Genomic DNA, 21,566 nt, shown 5'->3' on the forward strand with positions numbered 1-21,566 from the left:
GACCGTAAGGAGGGGTTGACGACAGGTGACATATGCCACCGATAAAGATTCCACCAAGCCGGAATACGCCGGAGGCCCGGCACAGGGGTGCCGGGCCTCCGGGGTGAACCGGTGAGTTCTATGGGACAGATGCCCCAGATGTCTCAGACGCGTCAGATGCTGACGCCGTGCTGGCGCAGGACGGCCAGCGGGTCGATGTCGGAGCCGTACTCCGGCCCGGTGCGCATCTCGAAGTGCAGGTGCGGTCCGGTGACGTTGCCGGTCGCGCCGGACAGGCCGATCTGCTGGCCGCCGCTGACCGTCTGGCCGGCGGAGACGGAGAGCGAGGAGAGGTGCCCGTACTGCGAGAAGGTGCCGTCGGCGTGCTGGATGACGACCTGGTTGCCGTACGCGCCGCCCCAGCCGGCCGAGTAGACGGTGCCGGGTCCGACCGCGCGGACGGTGGTGCCGGTGGAGGCGATGAAGTCGACACCGGTGTGGTAGCCGGAGGACCACATCGAGCCGGAGGCCCGGTACGGGGTGGAGACGGCGCCGCCGGCGATGGGGGTGACCCAGCCGGAGGAGGAGGTCTGGCCGGCCGAGGAGGACGACGAAGAGGAGGACGAGGCCGACGAGGCGGACGAGGAGGAAGCCGTCGAGGTGGCGGCGGCCGAGGAGCGCTCGCTGCCGCGGGAGGCGCGCGTGTCGTCGCCGGTGCTCTGCGCGCCGCGCTCGGGGGCGGTCGCCTTCGGCGCGTGGGCCTTGGCGGTGCTCTTGGCGCCGAGGGTGAGCTTCATGCCGGGGAGGATCAGCGAGGGGTCCTCGCCGACGACCTGGCGGTTGTCGCGGTAGAGCTTCTGCCAGCCGCCGGCCAGGTGGTGCTCGCCGGCGATCTTGGACAGGTAGTCGCCGCGGACGACGGTGTACGCCCTCGGGGCGGCGGCGGGCGCGGCGGCCGGGGCCTGGGCGGGGGCCGCGGCGGCGACGGCCTGCGGGGCCTTCGCGGTCGGGGCGGCCTGCTCGGCGGCGTGCGCGCCGGTCGCGCCGATGAGCGGCAGGACGACGACGGCGCCACCGGTACCGGCGGCGACGAACCCGCGGGTGATCGGGTTGACCTTGGGACGGCGGTGCTTACCCTTCGCGGGCATGGCGATTTCCTCTCCGTCGCCTGCGAGGTGAGCTGTCGGGTTCGGACTGGAGATGTCCGGTCGCGTTGCGCGCGACTTCACCCCGAGCCGTCCTTCTTCGAGGGATCGGCGTACTACCTGGGTCCCCCGCTCCTGCCTTGTACGGGTGGTGTGCGGATTCCGGGCGGCGGCAGGATTAGGCGGTCCGTCCGGATTGAGCGCGACGCTAGACGAGGCGGGTGGGCGTGAACAAGCCACCGATTTCCCGACAGTGACTCAGGTGCGATTTCCGGCCGGAATTGCGGTCACCCTCCGTGGATGACGGTCCCTCGATTTCCCTTTCCGGAAGGGAATTTGGAAAAGACGATCAGGCACGGTCCGTCACGTCTATGACGCTGCTCACGCACCGAATCCCATCTCCCCCGGTATCAGGGCGCGTTACCCCTAAGGGTTCAATTCGGACAGAATGCTCATTCCAGCCCGAGGGGGTGCGGTCGGGGCCTCTCACCTGGATGATTGCCTCAGGAACCGATCTCGAGACCAGGAGCATCCGTGACGCAGACGACGACCGAGCCCGAGCTGACCGGCGTACGCAACTTCCGCGACCTCGGCGGACTGCCGACGGTGGACGGACGGAGCGTGCGCGCCGGACGCCTCTTCCGCAGCGGTCACCTGGCGCACGCCACGCCGGAGGACGCGACGTTTCTCGCCACCCTCGCCCTGCACACCGTCTTCGACTTCCGCAACGAGGCCGACCGGCGCATGGAGGGGGCGGACGTGGAGCTGCCCGGCGTGCGGAACGTGAACATACCGCTCAACGACCCGGCCGACGGCAAGGAGTTCTGGAAGCTGGTGCGTTCGGGCGACCTGACGCAGCTGCGCGGGATCCTGGGCGACGGCAAGGCCGCGGCCCGGATGTCCGACTCGTACCGGAAGATGATCGTGGAGCGGACGGCCGAGCACAGCCGCGTCCTGCACGCGATGGCCGAGGAGAGCGTCCCGGCCCTGATGCACTGTGCCGCCGGCAAGGACCGCGCCGGTCTGTCCATCGCGATCACGCTGCTCGCCCTCGGCGTCGAGCGCGAGGCGATCGAGGCGGACTACGTGAAGTCGAACGAGCCGCACCGCCGCTACAAGGTGCAGCGCAGCTCCACCGCCGAGGACGCCATGTCGCCCGAGGTGATGGAGCTGCTGAGCCCGCTCTTCGACGCGCGGGTGGAGTATCTGCGGGCCGCGTTCGCGACCATCGAGGAGACCTGGGGCTCGGTCGAGGCCTACCTGGCGGAGGGGCTGCGGCTCGCCCCGGAGACCCGGGAGCGGCTGCGCGAGCGGCTGCTCGTCGGGGCGTAGCGCCCACACCCCCTCCCGGTCACTTGCCGCCCATCGCGAACAGCAGGTAGAGGAAGCCGGCGAAGAGGTGCCCGGCGATCAGGTAGGCGAAGAGGCGGAGCACCAGCCCCTTGGGGAACTTGCCGTTGCCGCGCTCTTCGCCGGTGTCCGGTACGGAGTTCTGGGACATGTCGGTCCTTTCCACGGTCGGGAAGACTCGGGGGTGGTCAGCGCCGGTGCGGGGTTCCGTCGCCGAGGCACAGCTCGGCGACGGGACTCTGCATCAGGGTGTGGACGAAGAGCAGCTCGGCCCCGGCGCGGGTGGCGGCGCCGATCCGGTGCGGGGTGAGCGAGTCGAAGTGCGCGCTGTCCCCGGGATCGAGGACGTGCACCGCGTCGCCGAGGGCGAGCCGCACGCGGCCCTCCAGGACGTGGATCCACTCCTCGCCGGGGTGGACCCGCACGATGTCGGCGCGGGTGGCGTACGGCACGTGCACGCGCAGGCACTGCAGGGCGCGCCCGGCGCCGCCGGCCTGGCGGTAGATCCAGCCGTCGGCCTCGACCGGTTCGGAGCGCCCGGCGCGGACGACCGGGTCGTGCTCGGGGGGCGTCTCGCCCAGGAGCTCGGAGACCGTCGTACCGTAGATACGGGACAGGGCCAGCAGCATCGGCAGCGAGGGCTGCCGGTTGCCCGTCTCCAGGCGGGACAGGTGGGCCGGGGAGAGTCCGGCCCGCTGGGCGGCGGCCTCCAGGGTGAGCCCCCGGCGGCGGCGCAGGGCCCGCAGCTGCGGGGCGACGTCCGGCAGGAGGTCGGGCGCGCTGGGGGCGGCAGGGTCCGGGGAGGCTTCCCCGGGGACGTGGTCCATGCGTCCATTCCGCCAGGTTCATGCCTCTGAGGCAAGTTTCTTGCCCCAGAGGCAAAAGACCGGAGAACGGCCCTGCCCGGCACGCGGTCAGCGCTGCGCGACCGCCTGCTTGACCAGCGTCTTGCCGAAGTCCCACATCAGTCCGCCGCCGCCGTGGGCGTCGTCCATGACCGCCGTGAAGGCGGTCACGAAGCGGTCCACGTCCGCCTCGTCGACGACCAGCGGCGGGATCAGCTTGATCACTTCCAGATGGTCGCCCGACACCTGGGTGAGGATCCGGTGCCGCTGGAGCAGTGGCACCACGACCATCTGCGCGAAGAGTCCCTTGCGGGCCGCCTGCAGCATCGTCCAGCGGCTGCGCAGCCCCAGGGAGGACGGGCGCCCGAACTCGATGCCGATCATCAGCCCACGGCCCCGGATCTCCTTGAGCAGCTCGTAGCGCGGCACGAGCTCCCGCAGCCGGGAGGACAGCAGGCCGCCGATCCGCCGGACGTGGGCGACGGTGCCCTCGGCCTCCATGACCGAGAGCACCGCGAGGCCGGCGGCCATCGCCTGCGCGTTCGCCCCGAAGCTGGCCGAGTGGACCAGGACCCGGTCCATCGACGAGTAGACCTTCTTGAAGATCCAGTCCCTGCCGAGCGTCGCACCGACCGGCACATAGCCTCCGGAGAGCGCCTTGGCGACGCAGACCAGGTCCGGCTCGACGCCCTCCTCGTGCTGGTACGCGTAGAAGTCGCCGGTCCGGCCGAGGCCGGTCTGCACCTCGTCGGCGATCAGCAGCGCGCCGTGCCGGTGCAGCAGCTCCTGGGCGGCGCGCAGGAAGCCCGGTGGGGACTCCAGGACGCCCTTGCCCTGGATCGGCTCCACGACGAACGCGGCCACGTCCCCCTTGCGCAGCTCCCGCTCCAGGGCGTCGAGGTCGCCGAGGCCGATCGCCGTGTCCGGCAGCAGCGGGCCGAAGCCGTCCCGGAAGCCGTCCTCTCCGTTGACGGAGAGCGAGCCGGTGGTCAGCCCGTGGAAGGCGTGGGAGCAGTAGAGGACCCTCGGCCGCCCCGTGGCACAGCGGGCGAACTTGAGGGCGGTCTCCACGGCCTCGGTGCCGCTGTTGCCGAAGAAGACCCGGTCGAGGTGGGGGCTGTGGGCGAGCAGCCGCTCGGCGAGCAGGCCGGGCAGCGGCTGGCAGTCGAAGCGGGTGAGGTCGGCGAGCTGGGCGTCGAGGACGTCGTGCAGCGCCTTGCGGACGACGGGGTGGTGCCGGCCCAGGCCCATGACGCCGAAGCCGGCGAGCATGTCCAGGTAGTCCGCCCCGTCGGCGTCCCAGAAGTGGGCACCCTCGGCCCGCTCGTACACCTTGTCGAATCCGATGGTGTGGAGCATGCGCGGGAGCTGGTGGTTGAGGTGCCGCGCGTGCAGCTCGTACCGCTCGCCCCCGCGCTCGGCGAGCAGCGCCCGCAGGTCGAACTCGCCCGTCATGACCGGCTCACCCGTGGTTCCCGTTGACGGTCTCCCGTACCGCGCGCAGGGACTCCTTCAGCGAGCCCATGGTGGCGAGGACGGCGGTGGGCTCGTAGCCGCAGTGCGCCATGCAGTTGGCGCAGCGGGGGTCCTTGCCGCGGCCGTACTGGTCCCAGTCGGTCTCTTCGATGAGTTCGCGGTACGTGGGGACGTAGCCGTCGCTCATCAGATAGCAGGGGCGCTGCCACCCGAAGAGGGAGTAGTTCGGGATCGCCCACGCGGTGCAGGGGAAATCGGCCTTCCCTTCCAGGAAATCGAGGAAGAGCGGCGAGTGGTTGAGGCGCCAGCGGCGCCGGTTTCCGCCTGCGAAGGCCTTCTTGAAGAGTTCCCTGGTCTGCTCGACGCCCAGGAAGTGCTCCTGGTCGGGTGCCTTCTCGTAGGCGTACGCGGGCGAGATCATCATTTCGTCGACCTGGAGGTCGTCGTTGAGGTAGTTCAGCACCTCGATGATCGTCTGGGGGGTGTCGGTGTTGAAGAACGTCGAATTGGTGGTGACCCGGAAGCCGCGCCGCTTGGCCTCCTTGATCGCCGCCACCGCCTCGTCGAACACGCCCTCCTTGGCGACGGATTCGTCGTGCCGCTCGCGCAGTCCGTCGATGTGGACGGCGAAGGCGAAGTACGGGGACGGGGTGAAGTTCTCCAGCTTCTTGCGCAGCAGCATCGCGTTGGTGCAGAGGAAGACGTACTTGCGCTTGGCTACCAACTGGCGCACGATCTCGTCGATCTGAGGGTGCATCAGCGGCTCGCCGCCGGCGATGGAGACCATCGGCGCCCCGGACTCCAGGACGGCGCCGACCGCCTGGGCGACCGGCATGCGCTGCTTGAGCACGCCCGCCGGATGCTGGATCTTGCCGCAGCCCTCGCACTTGAGGTTGCAGGCGAACAGCGGCTCCAGCTCGACGATCAACGGGAACTTCTCCCGCTTGCGGAGCTTCTGTTCGAAGAGGTAGGTCCCGACCCTGATGGACTGACGGAGCGGCATGGCCATAACTCGCTCACCTCCTGGGGAGCAGCAAAGAACGGTGCCATTCGAAGAATGCGGGAAGGACGGCACGAAGAACGCGGAAAGCCGATATTCCACCGCGCACCGTGCCGATCCGGACCAGTTCATGTTCTGGAGCGTCCACGACCACCCGTACGGCCGCAACCGGGCGGGGGCCGGACGCCACCGCCGTACGCAGGGTGGCGGCGGACTCCATGTCGACGGCGACGGCCCCGCCCGCCGCCAGCGCGGCCCGCTCGGGGCCGCGCACCACGTGGTCGGAGCCGGTCAGCGGGCCGGTGTGGACGGTGCGCCCGGGCACGGCCCTGGCGAGCGCCTTGACCAGCAGCTCCGTGCCCGTGCAGGGCGTCACCCCGTCGGGGCCGCGGGTCTCGTCGGCGACGATCAGGTCGCCGGGGTGCATCCCGGGGGCGAGCCCGGCGCAGAAGCCGGAGGCGATGACGGCCGCGTCCCGCCAGGCCTCGGCCTCCAGGGCCCGGGAGACGGCCCGGCGCGCGTGCGCCGGGCCCATCCCGGTCCGCAGCACGGACACCGGCGCGGGCGCCCCCGCCCGCTCGGCGCCGCGCGCGCCGCCGCGCAGCGCCAGCCGCTCGATGCCGAGCGCGCAGGCGATCAGCAGCGGCGGCACACCGGCCGGGTCGGCGGGTCCCTCGGGCGTCTCGCGGTACGCGGCCATCAGGCGCCCCCGGGGCCGCGGAGCACCGGCTCCCCGTGCACGTAGCGGCCGAGCGCCGTGAGCGGGAAGACCTGCCGGTACAGGTGGTAGTTGATCGAGAAGTCCCAGGGGAAGCCGGTGCCGGTGAAGTACGGCTCGTCCCAGGAGCCGTCCTCCCGCTGGGTCCCGACCAGCCAGGCGACGCCCCGCCGGACCGCCTCCGACGCCCGCTCGCCCGCCGCGAGCAGGGCGATCAGCGCCCAGGCGGTCTGCGAGGCGGTGGAGGTGCCGTGGCCGACCCACTGGCGCTCCGAGTAGGAGCGCAGGTCCTCGCCCCAGCCGCCGTCCTCGTTCTGCACGGACTCCAGCCAGGCGACGGCCCGCCGGATCGCGGGGTGGCCGCCGGGCAGCCCGGCGGCGGTCAGGGCGGGCACCACCGAGCCCGTACCGTAGACGTAGTTGACGCCCCAGCGGCCGAACCAGCCACCGCCCGGGTCCTGTTCGGTGAGCAGCCACTCGATGCCCCGGCGGGTGCGCGGATGGCCGGCCTTCCCCTCGTACGCCAGCATCTCCACCACATGGGCGGTGACGTCGGCGGACGGCGGGTCGATGACCTCGCCGAAGTCGCAGAACGGCAGCCGGTTGGGGAAGGCGCTGGTGTTGTCGGCGTCGAAGGCGCCCCACGCGCCGTTCTTCGACTGCATCCCGGCGGTCCAGCGGGCGGCCCGGGCGATGGCCGCGTCGACCCGCGCCGGGTCGGGGTGCTTCACCCGGCGGAGCGCGAGGATCACCTCGGCGGTGTCGTCGATGTCCGGGTAGTTGTCGTTGTGGAACTCGAACGCCCAGCCGCCCGGCGGGAGTCCGGGCCGCCGCACCGCCCAGTCGCCGGTGCGGACGATCTCCTCGCCGAGCATCCAGTCGGCCGCCTTGACCAGCGCCGGGTGGTCGGGGCGTACCCCGGCGTCGGCGAGGGCGATGGTGGCCAGACAGGTGTCCCAGACCGGCGACTGGCAGGCCTCGATCATCCGGGCGCCGTCCTCGCGCCACACCGCGAACCGGTCGAGGGACTCCAGGCCGGCCCGCATGACGGGGTGGTCCAGGTCGTAGCCGAGGAGGTGGAGGGCGATCACCGAGTAGACGGCGGGCGGCTGGATGCCGCCCCAGCAGCCGTCGTTCTCCTGCCGCTCGATGATCCAGCGGGCGGCGGTGTCCATGGCGGTCTTGCGCAGCCGGCGCGGGGCCAGCCTGCGGTAGAGGTGCAGTCCCTTGTCGACCCGCTGGAAGAAGCCGTCCCAGCTGGCGAGGGAGGGAAGACGTTTCGCCGGGTTCGGCCGGTCCGGGTCGGTGTGCAGCTCGTTCAGCGGGAAGGGCGCGGGCCGCACCGGGCGCTTGGCCGAGACGACGGTGAGCGGCACGATCGTCTGCCGGGCCCAGCAGCCGAAGTCGTAGATGTTCAGCGGGAACCACGAGGGCAGGAAGATCAGCTCGGGCGGCAGTTCGGGCAGGTCCTCCCAGCGCCACCAGCCGAACAGCGCGAGCCAGATCCGGGTGAAGACCCGGGCGGCGGCGATGCCGCCCCGGTCACGGATCCAGGCGGCGGCACGCGCCATGTGCGGCGCGTCGGGGAGGTCTCCGGCCAGCCGCAGGGCGACATAGGCCTCGATGGTGACGGAGAGCTCGCCGGGCCCGCCGTAGAACGTGGCCCAGGTGCCGTCCTCGCGCTGCTCGCCCCTGATGAAGAGGGCGGCGGCGCGGGTGGTCTCCGGGTCCAGGATGCCGAGGAACTGGCGCAGCAGGAGGTCTTCGGCGTCCATGGTGACGTTGGTCTCCAGGTCGCCCTTCCACCAGCCTTCGGCGTCCTGGCGGCCGAGGAGGTGGCGTACGGAGCGTTCCGCGGCCTGGGCGGCGGAGGCTTCGAGCGCCGCCGCCTCGATGCCGGTGCGGTCTGTCGTGTCGCTGGCCGCGGCTGCTCGGGGTCCCACGGCCCCGGCGCTTCCGTCGGTCGTCGCTGTCATGGCTTCCCCTTCGTGCAGTCGGTGTACTTCGGAGTACTTCCGCGTTGATCTGCTTCTTCGGGTCTGCCGTCGGCCGGTGCCGGGAGGCACCGGCCGGCGACTGCGCACTCATATCAGAGTGATGGTGATCATCTCTTCCGTACGACGACGAAATCGGCCAGCGCGGTGAGCTGGGCGCGGACGTGGGCCGGCAGCTCCACGTCGTGGAGGGCCTCGATGGCGACGGCGTGCTGGCGGCGGGCCTCCTGCGAGGTCCACTCGCGCCCGCCGGCCTCCTCGATGAGGGCGGCGCGGGTGGCGAACTCCTCCTCGGAGAAGGTGTCGAAGTCGCTGCTCTTGGCGTCGGCGGCGAGCAGTTCGCCGAGCCGCTCGGAGGCGGGGCCGCCGGCCGCGAGGGCGGCGACGACCGGCAGGGACTTCTTGCGCTGGCGCAGGTCGGACCAGGTCTGCTTGCCGGTGGCCTCCGGGTCGCCCCAGATGCCGAGCAGGTCGTCGACGGCCTGGAAGGCGAGACCGAGGTGGTAGCCGTACTCCTCCAGCTTGTCGGCGGTGCGGTCGTCCGCGCCGCCGAGGACGGCACCGATGGAGACGGCGCAGGCGAGCAGGGCGCCGGTCTTGTTGCCCTCCATCTCCAGGCACTCCTCGACGGTGACCCGCTCGCGGTGCTCGTACGAGATGTCCTGGGCCTGCCCGTCGATCAGCTTGCGGGTGGCCGTGGTCAGCCGACGGGTGGCCCGGCCGGCCTCGACGGTGCCGAGTTCGAGGAGCAGCTCGTTGGCGAGGGCGAAGAGGGCGTCGCCGACCAGGATGGCCTGGGCGGGGCCGTGCACCTTCCACACCGTGTCGCGGTGCCTGCGCTGCTCGTCGCCGTCCATCAGGTCGTCGTGGAGCAGCGAGAAGTTGTGCACCAGCTCCACGGCGACGGCGCCGGGGATGCCGACCTCGGGGCCGGCGCCCGCGGCCTCGGCGGAGATCAGGGCCAGCGCGGGGCGGACGGCCTTGCCGCTGTCGCCCTCGGTGGGGTTGCCGTGGGCGTCGATCCAGCCGAAGTGGTAGGCGGCCACGGTGTCCATGGGCGACGCGAGACGGTCGACGGCCGCCCGCATGACGGGCGTGGACAGGGCGCGGCCGCGTTCCAGCAGCGCGGCGACGTCCGCGGTGTCGACCGCCGGATTCCCCGGGGGCACAGTCGGCACGGTTTCTCCTCTAGTTCCGGTACTCACACTCATGCCGCCTCCTGCAGCGGATGGTCGTAGCGGCGGCCGAGGGCGGAGAGCGCGGCACCCGCCGCGCTGAAGCCGCTGCGGACGGCGCTCTCCATGGTCGCGGGCCAGCCGGTCGCGGTCCAGGCGCCGGCCAGGTACAGGCCCGGGGCGTGGGTGCGGGCGCCGGGGCGGAGCCGCCCGACGCCGGGGGTCGGGGCGAAGGTGGCGGTGCGCTCCCGGGTGACGAAGAAGTCGCGGATCCCCGCGCCGCGGGCCGCGGGCAGCAGCCGCTCCAGCTCGGGCAGGTAGCGCTCGCGCAGGACGGCGACGGGCTCGTCGATGTCGTCCTGGGCGGCGGACTGGGAGACCGCGAGGTACTGGCCGCCGCCGGTGAGGCCGGAGGACGCGGTGCGGTCGAAGACCCACTGGACCGGGGAGCCGAGCGCGGTGAAGAAGGGCTGCCGCAGCACCTTGCGGTCGTAGACGACGTGCAGGTTGAGGATGGGCGCGGTGCCGATGTCGAGCAGCCGGTCGGGGTCGTCGAGCGCCCCGTCGGGCAGCAGCTCGCGCGTCTCGCGCTGCGGTACGGCGAGGACGACGGTGTCGGCCTCCAGGATCTCCCCGGCGGTGTGGACGCTCCAGCCGCCGTCGCGCCGCACGATCCGCTCGGCCTTGGCGCGCACCTCGGTGCGCACGCCGGCCGCGTCCAGGGCCTTGCGGGCGAGGGTGTCGTGCAGGTCGCCGAGGGGGACGTGCGCCCAGCCGATGTCGGCGGCGCCGGGCTCGGAGAGCAGGCCGGTCTTGAAGACCATCGCGGCGAGCCCCATGGAGGCGTGCGGCGCGGTGGCGTTGAGGGTGGCGACGCCGACCAGGTCCCACAGGGCCTCGACGGTGCGCGGGGACTGGCCGTGCCGGCCGAGCCAGGTGGCGAAGTCGATGCCGTCGAGGGCGGGGTCGGCCGGGTCCAGCTTCTTCAGGGCGAGCGCGGCCCGCCCGACGCTCGCCCGCTCGGCGAGCGAGAGGTGCGGGTAGGTGGCGAGGCTCCTGGCCAGGTGCAGGGGCACCGGCAGGGCCGACCGTCGCAGCCGCCCCAGTCGGGGCCCGGCCGGGTGGCCGACGTCGAGCACGGGCACGTCGAGGCGGTCCTGCACGGGCGCGAGGTGCGCCCCCTCGACGCGGTCGAGGAACCAGCGGTACGCGGTGCAGCAGCGCAGGTAGACGTGCTGCCCGTTGTCGACGCTGAGCTCGCCGCGCCGGAAGGAGAAGGCGAGGCCGCCGAGCCGGGGGCGTCCTTCGAGCAGGGTGACCCGGACTCCGGCGTCGGCCAGCTGGAGCGCGCTGGTGACCCCGGCGAGCCCGCCGCCGACGACGACGGCGTGCGGCCGCGAGCCGCCGTGGAGAGCGGCGGCCCCGGTCGTGGCACAGCGCTCGTCGGCGGTCATGCGGTGGCCTCCCCTGGAAACGTCATGATCAGAGACGCGGAACGGGCGGCGCGGGTTGTCTCCGCGCGGCCACCGGCGGGCTTCACGCCGGCCTCCGGAGGGTGCGCCGGGAGATGGTGCGGGCGTCGAGGCCGGAGAGCCCCCGCACGGCGACGTAGGCCTTCTCGTGCCCGGGCAGCGAGACCCGGCCGCGCAGCACGGCCGAGGGGTCGCGCTCGATCCGGTCGAGCAGCCGGCGGTAGATCCCGGCCATGGCGGCGACGCAGGCACCGCTGCGCCGGTCCAGCATGGGCAGCAGCCGGTATCCCTCGGCGAACAGCGCGCGGGCGCGCCGCACTTCGAAGTGGACGAGGCCGTCGAAGTCGCCGCCGGCGGGCGGGGTGTCGCTGCCGAAGCCGTCGGAGCAGCCGAACTTGGCCAGATCGTCGGCGGGCAGGTAGGTGCGCCCGTTGCCGGCGTCCTCCCGTACGTCGCGGAGGATGTTGGTCAGCTGGAGGGCGAGCCCCAGGGTGTCGGCGTACTCGGCGGCGCGGTCGACGCCGGGGGCGCCGGGCTGGGTGCCGAAGACGCCGAGCGAGAGCCGGCCGATGGCCCCGGCGACGCAGCGGCAGTAGACCTTGAGGTCGTCCCAGGTCTCGTACGTCTCGCCGCGCACGTCCATGAGGACGCCGTCGATGAGTTCGTCGAGGCCGCCGAGCGGGATCGGGAAGCGGCGGGCGGCGTCGGCGAGGGCGACGGCGACCGGGTCGGTGTCGTCCTCCTCGATCTCGCCGGCGCGCACCCGGGCGAGCAGGGCCCGGGTCGCCTCCAGGCGCCGGTCCTTGTCGTCGGGCGGGAGCGGCCCGTCACCGATGTCGTCGACGCGGCGGGAGAACGCGTAGAGCGCCGACATGGCCTGCCGCTTCTCGACCGGCAGGAGTCGGATCCCGTACGCGAAGTTGCGGGCCTGCTGCCCGGTCACGGCCTCGCAGTAGCTGTACGCGGCCTGTACCGGTGCGGACGGCTGCGGCTGTTCCTCCACGGTCCGGCTCACCCCTCTCTCCGCGCCGCGAGCAGGACGGCGCCCGCTCGGCGCATCAGACTCGGTTTGGCGGCCTTGGGCGGCCCGGGCAGGACGTCGAAGCCGGCGTCCGCGATCGCGTCGAGCGCCGCGTACCCCCCGGCGGTGAAGCCGGCGAGCAGCAGCCGCAACCGCCCCTGGACGCTGCCGACCAGCGGGGCGCCGGCGTCGAGCAGGGCGCGGGTCCGGTCGGCCTCGAAGGCGATCAGGGCGCGCACGGAGGCGCCGGCGGTGGGCCGGGCCAGGTCGTCCTCGGTGACGTGGAAACGCTTCATGTCCTCGGCGGGCAGATAGATCCGGTCGCCCGCCAGGTCCTCGGCGACGTCCTGGAGGTGTTCGACGATCTGCAGCGCGGTGCAGATCTCGTCGGAGCGGCGCAGGCGTTCGGGGGTGGCGGTGCCGGTGATGGCCAGGACGAGCCGGCCGACGGGGTTGGCGGAGAGCTCGCAGTAGGCGAGGAGGTCGTCGTAGGTCTCGTAGCGACGGACCAGCTGGTCCTGCCGGTTGGCGGCGACCAGGCCGAGGAAGGGCTCGGGGGTGAGCCCGCGGCGCTCGACGGCGGGGCGCAGCGCGCGCAGCAGCGGGTGGCGGGGCTCGCCGTCCGCGGGGTCGAAGACGCGCAGCAGGTCGGTCTCGAAGGCGTCGAGCATCGCGAGCCGGTCGTCGGCCCGTCCGGGGTCGACGCCGAGGTGGCGGGCGTCGGCGCCGCCGGGCGCGAGGTCGCCGTCGCCGATGTCGTCGACGAGACGGGCGAAGCCGTAGACGCGCATCAGGTCGTCCCGCCAGGCACGCGGCAGGAAGAAGGGGGCCACGGGGAAGTTCTCGTCCGCGGCCTTGCCGAGCGTGGCGCGCGAGGACGCGTCGGGGTGCACCTTCCGGGTTCCCGTCACCGGCCGCTGCCCGACGCGGGGACGGCGACACCCTCGTGGAGCTGGAGATTCTGCGTCATGGCCGTCACATCTCCCGTTCTACACTGCGGATCCAATCCATCCTATTTCGGACACGCCGCCGACCTCTGCCCGTGGCTCACCGCCCGGCGGTCGGGGCGCCGAGGGGTATCACCCCACTTGCCGCGAAACAGACCGGTACAGCTTACGTCGTAAGGGACTCCGGGCCGCGACCGGGGCCCGGGCGCTCCGCGACAACGCGCGGAGTTCCGTCAACCTTCCCGTACGCAGCGGTAGTTGACGCAATCTTGACCCTCAGGGGGCGCGCGTCCCGGAGACCACCATGGCGAGGGTCGACTCGACGACGTCGGCACGACGCTGGGCCGGGAGCCGGCGCAGCGGTCCGTCGAGCAGCAGGAGTGACAGTCCGTGCACGGCCGACCACGCGGCGGCCTCGGCGGCGGGGCGGGCGGGCCGGGGCGGGCGGGCGGTCGCCCCGAGGGCGTCGAGGGCGTCGGCGAGCAGGGTGAAGGCGCGCACCTCGACGCAGCCGGTGTCGGCCTCCGGGCCGGGCTCGCCGGAGGCGGTACGGGGGGTGCTGAAGGCCGACCGGTAGAGGCCGGGCTGGTCGACGGCGAAGGCCACGTAGCCGCGACAGAGGGCGGCGAGCCGGGTCTCGGCGGCGAGCGCCGGGCTGTCGGCGCCGGGGGTGCGGGCGGCGGCCCGTTCCATGGAGTCGGCGAGGGCCCGGCGGGCGTGGTCCCGGACGGCCGCGAGGAGCTCCCCGCGGCCGTCGAAGTGCCGGTAGGCGGCGGTGGGCGAGACGCCGACCCGGCGGGCCGCCTCGCGCAGCACGACCGCCTCGGGGCCTCCTTCGGTGGCGAGGTCGACGGCGGCGCAGATGAGGGCGTTGCGCAGGTCGCCGTGGTGGTAGGTCTTGCCTCCCGCGATCGCTGACATGCGTTCATCCTGCCCGATGTTGACCGCATGAACATTCCGGGCGTTCCCGCCACGCGCAAAAAGCGTCAGCCGCCCGCGCCGGTCATACCGGTGCGGGCGGCCGAGGCGCGTCCCTGTGCGCGGGGGGGGCTACTTGCCGGTCTCGCGCTCGTAGGCGGCGATGACCTCGTCGGTCGGGCCGTCCATGAGCAGCTCGCCCTTCTCCAGCCAGAGCACGCGGTCGCAGGTGTCCCTGATCGACTTGTTGCTGTGGCTGACCAGGAAGACCGTGCCCGCCTCCTTGCGCAGCTCACGGATGCGCTGCTCGGAGCGGATCTGGAACTTGCGGTCGCCGGTCGCCAGCGCCTCGTCGATCATGAGGACGTCGTGCTGCTTGGCGGCGGCGATGGCGAAGCGGAGCCGGGCGCCCATGCCGGACGAGTAGGTCCGCATCGGCAGCGAGATGAAATCGCCCTTCTCGTTGATCCCGGAGAAGTCGACGATGTCCTGATATCGGCTCTTGACCTCTTCGCGGCTCATGCCCATGGCGAGGCCGCCGAGGATCACGTTGCGCTCGCCGGTCAGGTCGCTCATCAGCGCCGCGTTGACGCCGAGCAGCGAGGGCTGGCCGTCGGTGTACACCTTGCCGCTCTCAGTGGGGAGCAGACCCGCGATGGCGCGCAGCAGGGTCGACTTGCCCGAGCCGTTGGTGCCGATGAGGCCGATGGCCTCGCCCCGGTACGCGGTGAAGGACACGCCGCGCACGGCGTGCACCTTGCGCACCCCACGCTCGGCGTCGCCCTTCTTGCGCTTGATGATGCGACTCAACGCGGCGGTGGCGCTGCCCTTGCCGCCGCCCGCGCCGTTGACGCGGTAGACGATGTGGACGTTGTCCGCGATGACGGTGGGCACCCGGCCCTCGGTGTGGTCAGCCACGGCCGTACCTCTCCTCGGCCTTCCAGAAGTAGACGAAGCCCCCCACGCCGATCACGACGGACCAGGCGAGGGTCACGAACCAGACGTGCGGCGGAAGGTTGGACCCACCGTAGCCGTCGATCAGCGCGAACCGGACCAGGTCCATGTGCAGGGCGGCCGGGTTGTACTGGAGCAGGTCGGCCAGCCAGGCCGGCTTGTCCTCCAGCATCACCGGGATGGAGAACATGACACCGGAGGCGTACATCCAGGTGCGCATGATGAACGGCATCAGCTGCGCCAGGTCCGGGGTCTTGGCGCCCATCCGCGCCACGATCATGGCGAGACCGGCGTTGAAGACGAACTGGAGCACCAGGGCCGGGACGAGCAGCAGCCAGGACGCCGACGGGTAGCTGCCGAAGGCGACCGCGATGAGGACCAGCACGATCATCGAGAACAGCAGCTGCTGGAGCTGCTGGAGGCAGAACGAGATCGGCAGCGAGGCCCGCGGGAAGTGCAGCGCCCGCACCAGGCCGAGGTTGCCGGCGATCGCGCGGACGCCGGCCATCACGGAGCTCTGGGTGAAGGTGAACACGAACACGCCCGTCACCAGGAACGGGATGTACACGGAGCGTGACATGCCCCGGTCCGCGTTCAGGATCAGGCCGAAGATCAGGAAGTAGACCATCGCGTTGAGCAGGGGGGTGACCACCTGCCACACCTGGCCCAGCTTCGCCTGGCTGTACTGCGCGGTGAGCTTCGCCTGGGAGAAGGCCAGGATGAAGTGGCGGCGGCCCCACAGCTGGCGGACGTACTCCGCGAGCCCCGGCCGGGCCCCGCTGACCGAGAGGCCGTGCTTGGCGGCCAGCTCGGCCGCGCTCAGGCCGTCGTCTGCGGACGGCCGGGTGCTCGTCACGACCCCACCGTCCTGGGATGTGTCACTCACAAGTCGAAAACTTTCGTGTTCAAGATGCGCGGCAAGTCGGGTACCACGATGTCAGACCACGGGCGGGCGGCCCAGTCGGGTCAGCCGCCACACCGTACGCCACCTCATGGGGTGCCGGGGCCCGCAGGGGGCCGTCCAGCCCTCCCGGAAACCGCCGAACCACGCCTTGAGTGCGGATACGGAGGGTCGCCGTGCCAGGGTGAGCAGCAGCCAGACGCCGAGATAGACCGGCACCAGGGGCGCGGGCAGATTGCGACGGGCCAGCCACACGCGGTTGCGGGCCACGTTGAAGTGGTACGTCGCGTGCCGGGACGGCGGGGTGGTGGGGTGCAGCAGCACCATGTCGGAACGGTAGTCGATCATCCAGTCGGCGTCGAGCGCCCGCCAGGCGAGATCGGTCTCCTCGTGCGCGTAGAAGAAGGCGTCCGGAAGACCGCCCACCTCCGCGAAGACCTTGGTCCGCACCGCGTTGGCGCCGCCGAGGAAGGTGGTCACCCGCGAGGAGCGCATCGGGTCCGAGGCCCGCAGCCGCGGCACGTGCCGGCGCTGGGTGAGCCCGGTCTCGGGGTCGGCGATCCGGAAGCTGATGATGCCCAGCTTCGGATCGGCCGTGAAGGCCTGGCGGACCAGCTCCGCGGTGTCGCTGTTGGCGAGCAGCCCGTCGTCGTCGAGGAACAGCAGCGCGTCGACGTCGGTGCCGCCGGGGCCGAAGGCCTCGATGCCGACGTTGCGCCCGGCCGGGATGCCGACGTTCTCCGGCAGGCAGACCGTACGGACGCCCTCGGGTACGTCGGTGATCTCGACGCCCTGGCCGACGACCACGACCTCGACCCGCTCGCCGTCCTGTCCGGCGACCGAGTCGAGCAGGGCGCGCAGGTCGTCGGGCCGGTTGCCCATCGTGATGACGACGGCGCCCAGCTTCATGGGCTCGGCCATGACCGCGGCCCTCACTTCAGCCTGCTGGAGGCCAGGATCGACACCAGGTGCAGCAGGGTCTGCAGCAGCGCGATGCCGGCCAGGACGGCGACGCCGAGCCGCGAGAAGAACAGGTCGCCCCGGAGCTGGTCCGCGACCGCGAGCACCAGGATCAGCAGGGAGGCCTCGATCCCGAGGATCAGCCGGTGGAACTTGAGCGCTCCGGCGGCCCGGCGGGCCAGCGCCATGCCGGAGGAGCGCGGCTCGGACGCCGCCTCCTTGACCGGCGGCAGTCCGCCCTGGTGCCGGGCGACGCCGACGAGGTCGGTCTCGGCCTTGATCAGGATGGCGCCGAGCGCGGCGAGCGTGCCGAGGAAGGCCCACAGCCAGTCGATCCGGCCGCTGCCCCACAGGTCGGCGGCGCGCAGGCCGAAGCCGACGAGGACGGCCGCGTCGCACAGGTAGGCGCCGACCCGGTCGAGGTACACGCCGGCCAGCGAGAACTGCTTCTTCCAGCGGGCCACCTCGCCGTCGACGCAGTCGAGCAGCAGGTAGAGCTGGACCATGAGCACGCCGAGCAGCGCCCCCGGGATCCCGGGGATCAGCAGGGCGGGAGCGGCGAGGACGCCGGCGAGCGTCATCACGTAGGTGAGCTGGTTCGGCGTCACCCGGGTGGTCACCAGATGCCGGGTGATCCGCAGCGAGATCTCCCGCATGTAGAGGCGGCCGCCCCAGTGTTCGCCGCTCCGCCGGTCCTTCACACCCGGGGGGTGGACGACCGGGCGGAGCTCAGCTACCGATGGCTTTTGCATAGTCGGCGTACGCGTCCCTGATCTGGTCTGTGGACAGGTCGAGGTGCTCGAGGATGGTGAACCGGCCGGGCCGGGTCTGCGGGGCGAACTCCACCGCCCGGACGAACTCGTCCACGCCGAAGCCCATCTCCTCCGGGAGCACGGGCAGGCCGTGCCGCCGCAGCGTGGCGACCATCTGCGCGGACTCCTCGGCGGCGCCGCGCAGGTGCATGGCGAAGGCGGCGCCGAGGCCGCACTGCTCGCCGTGGCTGGCCGCGCGGGTCGGGTAGAGCAGGTCGAAGGCGTGGCTGATCTCGTGGCAGGCGCCCGAGGAGGGACGGCTGTCGCCGCTGATCGACATCGCGATGCCGGACATCACCAGGCCCTCGGAGAGGGTGACCAGGAAGTCGTCGTCGCCGACGCCACCGGGGTGGCGGAGCACCGCCTCGCCAGCGCTGCGCGCCATGGCGGCGGCCAGGCCGTCGACCTTCTCGCCGGTCTCGCGGTGGGAGAGCTCCCAGTCGGCGATGGCGGAGAGGTTGGAGATCGCGTCGCCAATGCCGGAGCGCACGAAGCGCGCCGGGGCGTCGCGGATCACGTCGAGGTCGATGACCAGCGCGATCGGGGTCGGCACACCGTAGGAGCCCCGGCCGTTGTCGTTGTCCAGGGTGGAGATGGGCGAGCAGATCCCGTCGTGCGACAGGTTGGTGGCGATCGCGACGAGCGGCAGGCCCACCCGGGCCGCCGCGTACTTCGTCACGTCGATGATCTTGCCGCCACCGAGGGCCACGACCGCGTCGTACCGCTTGCCGCGCATGGCGTCGGCCAGCTTGACCGCCTCGTCGATGGTGCCGCCCGCGACCGGGTACCAGTCGGCGTCCGGGAGCTCGGGGGCGAAGCGGTCACGCAGCTTCAGGCCGGAGCCGCCGCTGATGGCGACGGCGATCCGGCCGTTGCTGGAGATCCGCTGGTCCGCGAGGAGCGCGGACAGGTCGTCCAGCGCTCCCCCGCGGATGTCGACGACGACCGGCGACGGAATGAGCCGGGTCAGTACTGGCACGCGATGTCACGGCCCTTCGCCAGGTCGTCGTGGTTGTCGATCTCGACCCACTTGACGTCGCCGATCGGCGCCACGTCGACGGCGAAGCCGCGGTTGACCAGCTCCTGGTAGCCGTCCTCGTAGTAGAGGTCGGGGTCGCGCTCGAAGGTGGTCTTCAGGGCGTCGGCCAGCTCCTCGGCGGCCTCGGCCTCGATGAGCGTGACACCGATGTACTCGCCGGTCGCGTCGGCCGGGTCCATCAGCTTCGTGATCTTCTGGACGCCCTTGCCCTCGGCGGTGACGACCTTCATCTCCTCGTCGGCGAGGTTCTTCACCGTGTCGAGGGCGAGGATGATCTTCTGGCCCTGGCCGCGGGCGGCGAGCAGGGTCTTCTCGACGGAGACCGGGTGGACGGTGTCGCCGTTGGCCAGGATGACGCCCTTCTTCAGGACGTCACGGGCGCACCACAGGGAGTAGGCGTTGTTCCACTCCTCGGCCTTGTCGTTGTCGATCAGCGTGATCGAGACGCCGTACTGGGCCTCCAGGGCCTCCTTGCGCGCGTACACGGCCTCCTTGCGGTAGCCGACGACGATCGCGACCTCGGTGAGGCCGACCTCGGCGAAGTTCTTCAGCGTGAGGTCGAGGACGGTCAGCGAACCGTCACCCTCGCGGTCCACGGGCACGAGGGCCTTCGGAAGGGTGTCGGTGTAGGGGCGCAGACGCCGTCCGGCACCGGCTGCCAGTACGAGGCCAATCATGCTGTCTCTCCTTCGTCGTGTACGGCGGGTGCTCCGGAGGAGACCCAGAAGCGGATGGACTCCACGAGGACCACGAGGCCGACGGCGACCGCGAGTGCGGTGAGCGCCGAGGTGAAGTCGTTGCCGCGGTTCGCCAGCAGGGCGGCGAGTACGGCCACCACGAGCGTGCGTCCCTCGTGGCCGCCGACGGTGCGCACCAGCCACGCGGGCGGCGCGCCGGTGCCGCCGCGAATGCGGTACACCGTGTCGTAGTGATGGTAGGCGACCGCCGCGACCAGCCCGAATGCGGCGGGGAGCGCCTGGGCGGAGTCGGCCTTGGCGGCCAGCACCAGCACCGTGACGTACTCCGCGGCCCGGAAGAGCGGCGGCACCAGCCAGTCCAGCACCCCCTTGAGGGGGCGGGCGGCGGTCAGGCCCGCCGCGATCACGTAGAGCACCGCGACCGCGACCAGCCGGACGTCGCCGAACGGCAGGTACAGCGCGCCCGCGATCATCAGGACGGCGCCGAGGGCCGCCGCGTACAGGGGTCCGACCGCGCCGGTCCGGCCGCGCAGCAGGCGCGCCTGGAGCTCGGCGAGCGGGCCGGAGTCCGCGAGGTCCGCCAGGGCCCGGGCGGCCCGGTCGGTGCGGGTCGCCCGGCGGGTCAGCGAGCGCAGCACGCGGCCCGCCGTGGTGTAGCAGGCGCCGAAGGCGCAGCCGGCGATCAGCGCCCAGAAGACGATCCGGGGGCTGGTGACGGCGGTGAGGACGGCGATCATCGCCCAGCGCTCGCCGATCGGCAGGATGATCATGCGGCGGGCCCAGACGGTCCAGCCGACGCTGTCGAGCCGGCTGGAGAGGGCCGCGGTGGGGCTGGTGTTGGCGGTGGCGTCGTGGTTGGCCTCGTTGAACGAGAAGTCCACGACGTGCCGGCAGGTCATGAGGACCATCGCGCCGAGCGCGAGGGCCCACACGTCGTCGCCGTCGCGGGCCGCGCCGAGGGCGAGGCCCGCGTAGAAGGCGTACTCCTTGGCGCGGTCGAAGGTGGCGTCGAGCCAGGCGCCCATCGTCGAGTACTTGAGCGCGTAGCGGGCGAGCTGCCCGTCGGTGCAGTCGAGGACGAAGGAGACCAGGAGCAGGACGCCGGCCGCGACGTACCCGGTGCGCTCGCCGGTGGCGGCGCAGCCGGCCGCGATCAGCGCGGTGAGCAGCGAGGCGGTGGTGACCTGGTTGGGGGTCAGTCCGCGGCGCGCGCACCAGCGGGCGATGTAGCGCGAGTACGGGCTGATGAAGAAGGTGGTGAAGAAGCCGTCGTGGGCCTTCACGGCGGAGCGCAGCCGTACGGCCTCGTCGTCGACGGCCGCGACGCCGGCCCGCGCCTGGTGGCGGGCCTCGGCGTCCTCGGGCACGGCGGCGACGAGGGTGCCGAGCGCCGGCCGGTGCACGGCGACGCCGTCGGCGTCGAGCGCGGTGGCGAGGGCGTCGGGGAGGTTGTCCACGACGTCGTACGACGTGGCGGACGCCTCCCCGGTCGGGCTCGGCGCCGCTGCCGGGGCCGGTGCGCCGGTCTCGGCGGCCGTCAGCGCGCGGGCCAGGGCCGGGCGGGCCTCGGGCTGCGCGGTGAGGGCGCCGGGCGCGGCGGCGGCCGGGAAGCGGGGGTCGGTCAGGGCCAGTCGCAGGGCGTGGAGGTGCCCGACGAAGCGGGGGTCCACGACGGCGACGCGCTGTCCGGCGGGTACGGCGGCGAGCAGGCCGCTCGTCTCGTGCGGACCGGAGGCGACCTCGACGTGGAAGCCGAGGGACCTCAGATCGGCGTCGAGCGACGATCCGGGTACCGGCGGACCGGTGAGGATGGCGGTCGACAGGACGAACTCACTCCTTGGAGCTGACGGACGGGCCGGCGGGGCCCACGGCACGGCCTCGGGCGCGGCGATGCGGCCCGGCACCGGGCGCGGCACGTCGGCTGAGGCTATCGGATGAACGGAAGCGCGAGTTCACCGAGGTTTCGCGGTGCGGACTCCCCCGGGCCCACCCGCGTCCCCGCGGGTGCGCCCCGTCCTGCGGTGATCATCATGGGCGATCGGCAGCCCGGCGACAAACCGCGTTCGGGCGGCGCCGGGCGCACCTTTCGGGACACCTGGCGGCCGGTCTGCATATCCGCAGGTCAGAGCATATGACAACGGTGTTCAGTACCGTGTTGCACA

General features: G+C 72.3%; 20 protein-coding genes and 1 riboswitch. Of the genes, 1 reads left to right on the forward strand and 19 read right to left on the reverse strand.

Features of this window, described 5'->3' with window-relative positions; all coding sequences use genetic code 11:
• Nucleotides 1-152: 152 nt before the first annotated feature.
• Nucleotides 153-1,127, reverse strand: a complete 975-nt coding sequence (locus ACZ3ZE_RS09450) for a M23 family metallopeptidase (RefSeq protein ID WP_467258223.1) — start codon at nucleotides 1,125-1,127, stop codon at nucleotides 153-155.
• A gap of 2 nt (nucleotides 1,128-1,129) precedes the next feature.
• A riboswitch (cyclic di-AMP (ydaO/yuaA leader) is annotated at nucleotides 1,130-1,285 on the reverse strand.
• A 373-nt stretch (nucleotides 1,286-1,658) separates the two neighbouring features.
• On the opposite strand from ACZ3ZE_RS09450, the gene ACZ3ZE_RS09455 reads away from it, so the two are divergent.
• A complete protein-coding gene (locus ACZ3ZE_RS09455; RefSeq protein WP_467258225.1) occupies nucleotides 1,659-2,456 on the forward strand; it encodes a tyrosine-protein phosphatase in 798 nt (265 codons plus the stop codon).
• Between the two features lie 19 nt (nucleotides 2,457-2,475).
• Here ACZ3ZE_RS09455 and ACZ3ZE_RS09460 read toward each other — a convergent pair whose 3' ends face one another.
• From ACZ3ZE_RS09460 to ACZ3ZE_RS09545, 18 genes are all read right to left on the reverse strand, one after another.
• Nucleotides 2,476-2,625 (reverse strand): DUF6126 family protein, encoded by a 150-nt coding sequence (locus ACZ3ZE_RS09460; RefSeq protein ID WP_361178634.1) that lies wholly within the window; start codon nucleotides 2,623-2,625, stop codon nucleotides 2,476-2,478.
• 37 nt (nucleotides 2,626-2,662) lie between these two features.
• Nucleotides 2,663-3,301: a helix-turn-helix domain-containing protein gene (locus ACZ3ZE_RS09465; protein WP_361178636.1), complete on the reverse strand. Its 639-nt coding sequence runs from the start codon at nucleotides 3,299-3,301 to the stop codon at nucleotides 2,663-2,665.
• Nucleotides 3,302-3,388: 87 nt separating this feature from the next.
• Nucleotides 3,389-4,774 (reverse strand): aspartate aminotransferase family protein, encoded by a 1,386-nt coding sequence (locus ACZ3ZE_RS09470; protein ID WP_361178638.1) that lies wholly within the window; start codon nucleotides 4,772-4,774, stop codon nucleotides 3,389-3,391.
• Nucleotides 4,775-4,781: 7 nt separating this feature from the next.
• Nucleotides 4,782-5,804 (reverse strand): adenosyl-hopene transferase HpnH, encoded by a 1,023-nt coding sequence (gene hpnH / locus ACZ3ZE_RS09475; protein ID WP_361178641.1) that lies wholly within the window; start codon nucleotides 5,802-5,804, stop codon nucleotides 4,782-4,784.
• A gap of 7 nt (nucleotides 5,805-5,811) precedes the next feature.
• Nucleotides 5,812-6,495, reverse strand: coding sequence for a phosphorylase family protein (locus tag ACZ3ZE_RS09480; protein WP_361178644.1), 684 nt, complete (start codon nucleotides 6,493-6,495; stop codon nucleotides 5,812-5,814).
• Entirely contained in the window at nucleotides 6,495-8,489 is a 1,995-nt protein-coding gene (gene shc / locus ACZ3ZE_RS09485; protein WP_361178646.1) for a squalene--hopene cyclase, read from the reverse strand. Before shc ends, ACZ3ZE_RS09480 begins: the two co-directional genes overlap by 1 nt.
• A 128-nt stretch (nucleotides 8,490-8,617) precedes the next feature.
• The gene (locus ACZ3ZE_RS09490; RefSeq protein WP_361174302.1) at nucleotides 8,618-9,718 is read right to left on the reverse strand and encodes a polyprenyl synthetase family protein; all 1,101 of its coding nucleotides are present in this window, start codon (nucleotides 9,716-9,718) and stop codon (nucleotides 8,618-8,620) included.
• Entirely contained in the window at nucleotides 9,715-11,136 is a 1,422-nt protein-coding gene (gene hpnE / locus ACZ3ZE_RS09495) for a hydroxysqualene dehydroxylase HpnE (protein WP_361174305.1), read from the reverse strand. The genes ACZ3ZE_RS09490 and hpnE overlap by 4 nt, the downstream gene beginning before the upstream one ends.
• 82 nt (nucleotides 11,137-11,218) lie before the next feature.
• Nucleotides 11,219-12,169 (reverse strand): presqualene diphosphate synthase HpnD, encoded by a 951-nt coding sequence (hpnD, locus tag ACZ3ZE_RS09500; protein ID WP_361174308.1) that lies wholly within the window; start codon nucleotides 12,167-12,169, stop codon nucleotides 11,219-11,221.
• The gene (gene hpnC / locus ACZ3ZE_RS09505; RefSeq protein ID WP_361174311.1) at nucleotides 12,166-13,086 is read right to left on the reverse strand and encodes a squalene synthase HpnC; all 921 of its coding nucleotides are present in this window, start codon (nucleotides 13,084-13,086) and stop codon (nucleotides 12,166-12,168) included. The genes hpnD and hpnC overlap by 4 nt, the downstream gene beginning before the upstream one ends.
• A 312-nt stretch (nucleotides 13,087-13,398) precedes the next feature.
• On the reverse strand, nucleotides 13,399-14,043 hold the full coding sequence (locus tag ACZ3ZE_RS09510; RefSeq protein WP_363291682.1) for a TetR/AcrR family transcriptional regulator: 645 nt from the start codon (nucleotides 14,041-14,043) through the stop codon (nucleotides 13,399-13,401).
• Between the two features lie 129 nt (nucleotides 14,044-14,172).
• Complete coding sequence (locus ACZ3ZE_RS09515) at nucleotides 14,173-14,958, reverse strand: ABC transporter ATP-binding protein (RefSeq protein ID WP_329425994.1); 786 nt, start codon at nucleotides 14,956-14,958, stop codon at nucleotides 14,173-14,175.
• Nucleotides 14,951-15,880 carry an ABC transporter permease gene (locus ACZ3ZE_RS09520; RefSeq protein ID WP_361174318.1) on the reverse strand — a complete coding sequence of 310 codons (930 nt, stop codon included), beginning with the start codon at nucleotides 15,878-15,880 and terminating at the stop codon, nucleotides 14,951-14,953. Before ACZ3ZE_RS09520 ends, ACZ3ZE_RS09515 begins: the two co-directional genes overlap by 8 nt.
• Nucleotides 15,881-15,931: 51 nt before the next feature.
• Entirely contained in the window at nucleotides 15,932-16,816 is an 885-nt protein-coding gene (locus ACZ3ZE_RS09525; RefSeq protein WP_361174321.1) for a glycosyltransferase family 2 protein, read from the reverse strand.
• Nucleotides 16,817-16,827: 11 nt separating this feature from the next.
• The gene (locus ACZ3ZE_RS09530) at nucleotides 16,828-17,607 is read right to left on the reverse strand and encodes a CDP-alcohol phosphatidyltransferase family protein (protein ID WP_361174324.1); all 780 of its coding nucleotides are present in this window, start codon (nucleotides 17,605-17,607) and stop codon (nucleotides 16,828-16,830) included.
• Nucleotides 17,585-18,646, reverse strand: coding sequence for an iron-containing alcohol dehydrogenase family protein (locus ACZ3ZE_RS09535; protein WP_329425986.1), 1,062 nt, complete (start codon nucleotides 18,644-18,646; stop codon nucleotides 17,585-17,587). Before ACZ3ZE_RS09535 ends, ACZ3ZE_RS09530 begins: the two co-directional genes overlap by 23 nt.
• A complete protein-coding gene (locus ACZ3ZE_RS09540) occupies nucleotides 18,634-19,383 on the reverse strand; it encodes a phosphocholine cytidylyltransferase family protein (RefSeq protein ID WP_361174327.1) in 750 nt (249 codons plus the stop codon). The genes ACZ3ZE_RS09535 and ACZ3ZE_RS09540 overlap by 13 nt, the downstream gene beginning before the upstream one ends.
• Nucleotides 19,380-21,227, reverse strand: a complete 1,848-nt coding sequence (locus tag ACZ3ZE_RS09545; RefSeq protein WP_361623060.1) for a DUF5941 domain-containing protein — start codon at nucleotides 21,225-21,227, stop codon at nucleotides 19,380-19,382. Before ACZ3ZE_RS09545 ends, ACZ3ZE_RS09540 begins: the two co-directional genes overlap by 4 nt.
• Nucleotides 21,228-21,566 lie beyond the last annotated feature (339 nt).

Source organism: Streptomyces sp. NPDC023157, assembly GCF_055560575.1.

What these genes read in the sequence shown, in the direction of transcription:
- ACZ3ZE_RS09525 (WP_361174321.1), bottom strand. Translation starts at nt 16,816, where the DNA reads ATGGCCGAGCCCATGAAGCTGGGCGCCGTCGTCATCACGATGGGCAAC.
- ACZ3ZE_RS09530 (WP_361174324.1), bottom strand. Translation starts at nt 17,607, where the DNA reads ATGCAAAAGCCATCGGTAGCTGAGCTCCGCCCGGTCGTCCACCCCCCG.
- ACZ3ZE_RS09540 (WP_361174327.1), bottom strand. Translation starts at nt 19,383, where the DNA reads ATGATTGGCCTCGTACTGGCAGCCGGTGCCGGACGGCGTCTGCGCCCC.
- shc (WP_361178646.1), bottom strand. Translation starts at nt 8,489, where the DNA reads ATGACAGCGACGACCGACGGAAGCGCCGGGGCCGTGGGACCCCGAGCA.
- ACZ3ZE_RS09490 (WP_361174302.1), bottom strand. Translation starts at nt 9,718, where the DNA reads ATGAGTGTGAGTACCGGAACTAGAGGAGAAACCGTGCCGACTGTGCCC.
- ACZ3ZE_RS09450 (WP_467258223.1), bottom strand. Translation starts at nt 1,127, where the DNA reads ATGCCCGCGAAGGGTAAGCACCGCCGTCCCAAGGTCAACCCGATCACC.
- hpnH (WP_361178641.1), bottom strand. Translation starts at nt 5,804, where the DNA reads ATGGCCATGCCGCTCCGTCAGTCCATCAGGGTCGGGACCTACCTCTTC.
- ACZ3ZE_RS09470 (WP_361178638.1), bottom strand. Translation starts at nt 4,774, where the DNA reads ATGACGGGCGAGTTCGACCTGCGGGCGCTGCTCGCCGAGCGCGGGGGC.
- ACZ3ZE_RS09460 (WP_361178634.1), bottom strand. Translation starts at nt 2,625, where the DNA reads ATGTCCCAGAACTCCGTACCGGACACCGGCGAAGAGCGCGGCAACGGC.
- hpnE (WP_361174305.1), bottom strand. Translation starts at nt 11,136, where the DNA reads ATGACCGCCGACGAGCGCTGTGCCACGACCGGGGCCGCCGCTCTCCAC.
- ACZ3ZE_RS09510 (WP_363291682.1), bottom strand. Translation starts at nt 14,043, where the DNA reads ATGTCAGCGATCGCGGGAGGCAAGACCTACCACCACGGCGACCTGCGC.
- ACZ3ZE_RS09480 (WP_361178644.1), bottom strand. Translation starts at nt 6,495, where the DNA reads ATGGCCGCGTACCGCGAGACGCCCGAGGGACCCGCCGACCCGGCCGGT.
- ACZ3ZE_RS09465 (WP_361178636.1), bottom strand. Translation starts at nt 3,301, where the DNA reads ATGGACCACGTCCCCGGGGAAGCCTCCCCGGACCCTGCCGCCCCCAGC.